2 protein-coding genes and 1 pseudogene are annotated in these 3,351 nt (G+C 43.8%); all 3 read right to left on the bottom strand.

Annotated elements, in window-relative coordinates:
* A partial coding sequence (locus C7R94_RS28790; RefSeq protein WP_146142849.1) for a peptide ABC transporter substrate-binding protein occupies positions 1-815 on the bottom strand: 815 nt, incomplete at its 3' end.
* A 233-nt stretch (positions 816-1,048) separates the two neighbouring features.
* Complete coding sequence (locus C7R94_RS28785) at positions 1,049-1,618, bottom strand: DoxX family protein (RefSeq protein ID WP_106785939.1); 570 nt, start codon at positions 1,616-1,618, stop codon at positions 1,049-1,051.
* Positions 1,619-2,498: 880 nt separating this feature from the next.
* A pseudogene (locus C7R94_RS28775) lies at positions 2,499-3,087 on the bottom strand (Tn3 family transposase); the annotation flags it as partial.
* Positions 3,088-3,351: the final 264 nt, after the last annotated feature.

The following is a 3,351-nucleotide window of genomic DNA, read 5'->3' as shown; positions in this document are numbered from 1 at the left end:
TCGCCATTTTCAAACATGGACAGGGCGGTGTTGTTATCCTCGATGATGACAATATGGATCTGGTCTAGCTTGACGTTGGCGCTGTCCCAATAAGTAGGGCTTTTACTGAAGGTAAGCTTGGATTTGTGCTCCCACGTATCCATCACAAACGGGCCATTGCCGACAATCGTTTTCGCTTCTGCTGCCCACTGAGGGTTGCTCTCGATGGTCTTTTTATGAAGAGGGTAGTAGGTAGTGAATGAGGTCAATTCGCGGAAGAATGGTGTTGGTGAGCGCAAGGTGAAATCGAGTGTGTAGTCGTCCTTTGCCTTTACCCCGACGTCTTCTTGCTTGCCTTTTCCAGAGTAAAAATCCTCGCCCCCTTTGATATAGAAGAGCTGATATGCGTAGCCGGAAGCAGTTTTGGGGTCGAGATTGCGCTTGATGGCGTACTCAAAATCGTGAGCGGTAACAGGATCGCCGTTGCTCCATTTGGCGTCCTTTCGAATGGTAAAAGTAAAATGAGTGAAGTCAGGAGTATGCGTGTAGCTCTCCGCGATGGAGTTGATCATCTGGCCTTGACGGTCGACGCTGGTCAGTCCTTCGAAGGTGAGATTGATCATGTCCATCGAGGTCGAATCTGTTGCAATGCCGGCATCCATCGTAGAAGGCTCCCCGGTGATGCTCCATTGCAAGACCATTGGCTCTGAGGTAGTAGGCTTTGCTGTCGTTTCCGCTGGGGGGGATTGGAGATTGTCGGCGGGCTTCGAGCTACAGCCGACTGAGAGACTAAACAACAAAACAGCAGTAGAAATGCCTAGTAGCCACTTGTTCATACTGTCCTCCTGTTAAATTATTTGAAAAGTAAGAAAATTATAGTTCCTCAAAAGAATAATGCACAGCAATCTGACAGTCATTCAACATCATGTATAAATATTCGCTGAAAATCACGGGTACATGTCGGAATAAATTCATACAATTTGTCCGTTACTTCAGTAACAATTGTTCTGAATGGACAACAAAAGCCACCCGCAAAAGGTGGCTTTGTCATTTGAGAGGAAAGAAAGGATTACTTATTCATCGGCAAAACACTATCGCGCGATTTCCGCGTCCAAGGTGTTCCGAGATAAGAAAGCGCCCAGCGATCAAGACCATACCAGCCCGCAACCTTCCAAGCCAGAACGAGCCAAGTGGCAAAAATAAAAAGGAGTGGGTTGGTGCTGACTGTTCCTGCGAACAGAAAGCTGACGTTCATCAAGCCGCCGAAAAACGCTGCGATTCCTGTCAAGCATCCGAGGATCAAGCCGAGTCCGACGAGTACCTCACCATAAGCAACGAAGAAGCCGAATACCTTAGCATTTGGCAATACGACGTTTTCCAGGAACCAGGCGTACCACCCGGTTACGTCCTTTCCTTCAGCTGCTTTTGCCAAGGAGCCTTTTACGAACCCTTGAATCGCGCCGCCAGCCGCATCTCCGGTCCAGCTATCGGACTGGACTTTTTTCCATCCAGCAGTAATCCATGAATAGCCGACATACAATCTGATAATCAACCAGATCGCAGCGGATTTCGTACTGGTGAACAGGAAGTGTGAAACAGGATTTTCAGGAATAATAATTTCGTTTTGACGATTTTGCATGTGGGTGTCCTCCTACATACGTTTTGCACATCTTTGTTCGAGCCGATTTTAACATAACAAATGGCGGCGCAGTGCGGTTTTGGGCATAAGTTCATACGGTGTTCATTGACACTATAAGCACGGTGTTAATGGTAAATCTTGGTGTATGCATTGCCAAAATACAGTAAACTCGTGAAAGGATTGACAAGTTAAGATGTGGTAAATCATTTTAAGTTATGTTAAAAAATATAACTTCTTGGAGCAGACTTATGAAACGAATGTGGATGTCTTTTCGTACTAAGCTTACCTTGATGATTTCTTATCATTAAGACTACCTAAATTTCATGTACATAATCATTTTTCTGATTGTATAACTAGATTTTCCAAAGTATCTTAACAAGCAATAACGTGTACATAATTAGAATTGTGTACATTGTTCAAATAAATTTTGTGCATAGCGAATTGTACCGAGGAGAAAAGGACAGTTTTTTTGTTTTATTATTCAGAACTGATTCGTTTCAATAAAATGCTTTTCATGGTTATTACCTTGTTGAGGTTTTCCATGGAAGTCTGGCTCAATTTATGAGCGAATAGTATTGGTGAAGAACTAAACTGATTAATTCGATTAACTCTGTATTCGGTCATAATTTAGCTATTTTTATCATCTCTTCTTTACTAATTGAGGTACTTTCCATGGTTAGAAACGTACCACTCTGAATCCATCTTAAAATACCACCAGGAATAAATGTTTTATCATTTTTAGTACGTGCCCACGGTTCGAAGCGCCCATTTACTTCATTGATGGGGCACCGCTAGCAAAACGCGGATTTACAACGTTAAGGGAATCTTGACACAAAAACAGCCGGCTTTCACCAAGCTAAGGGTGTAACCGGCTTTAGTGTTATCCTCGATTCAATGGCCTCAATGATTCTAAGGTGGTAACTCCTTTCGAATCAAAACGATACTCTCCAAGGAAGTTGATATGCTCCCAGCAAAGGAGACATATGTTTTAGTAATTCCTCCCGTAGCACTCCTTTACTCCGGAGAAGATCCGTTGCTTTATCTAGATAAACTGTATTCCAAACGCTAATTGCATTAATCAGGATGTTCAAAGCACTCGCACACTGTAGCTGATCCTGCAAAGCACGTTCTCTCAGTTCCCTATGCTTCCCAAAGAAAATAGTTCTTGCCAGGGCGTTCACTGCTTCTCCTTTCAATACGTCCCATCTCTCGAAGAGCTTTGGCAACCTTGTTTTGACGAGCGTAGGAGCCAAGCTTGGCCATAATAAGCGCTCCGGACACTTTACCCTCGCGAATAGAATGCGCCAGACGTAGGACATCATCGAAGTTTTCACGAATGACCTTCATATCAATTTGCCCGCGGAGAAGGTTCTCCAGTTTCGGGAAATCACTTGGCTTTCCAATCTATAAAGTTTTGCGTCGGACAAATCTCGAAGTAGAGGGGCAAATCGAAACCCAAGCAAATGTGTACAAAGATAATAAATTTTTAGACTGACCGTCAGAATGAAGCCATCCACGGATCTAAACTGAATAATAAAGTTTTCTTAGTGCTTCCATGGGAGACGGAAGTGGATATTGCTTTCGTCGATCAAGGAATGAGACGAAGGTCATTGAAACGTTCGACGCGGAAAGCTCTAATCCCGTCGAGTTCCAGCAAGCAGGCTGGCAAGCGATCATGGACAATTTTAAAGCCTATACCGAACAAAACTAATCATCGCGAAGAAGACGCCGGG

It is taken from the genome of Brevibacillus sp. NRRL NRS-603 (assembly GCF_003013445.1).
Lineage (GTDB): Bacteria > Bacillota > Bacilli > Brevibacillales > Brevibacillaceae > Brevibacillus > Brevibacillus formosus.
Note: the sequence above shows the minus strand (reverse complement) of the source record. Positions and strands in the feature narration are given on the sequence as shown.

Excerpts from the sequence above, each read along its gene's own strand:
- C7R94_RS28785 (WP_106785939.1), bottom strand. The coding sequence starts at position 1,618 with ATGCAAAATCGTCAAAACGAAATTATTATTCCTGAAAATCCTGTTTCA.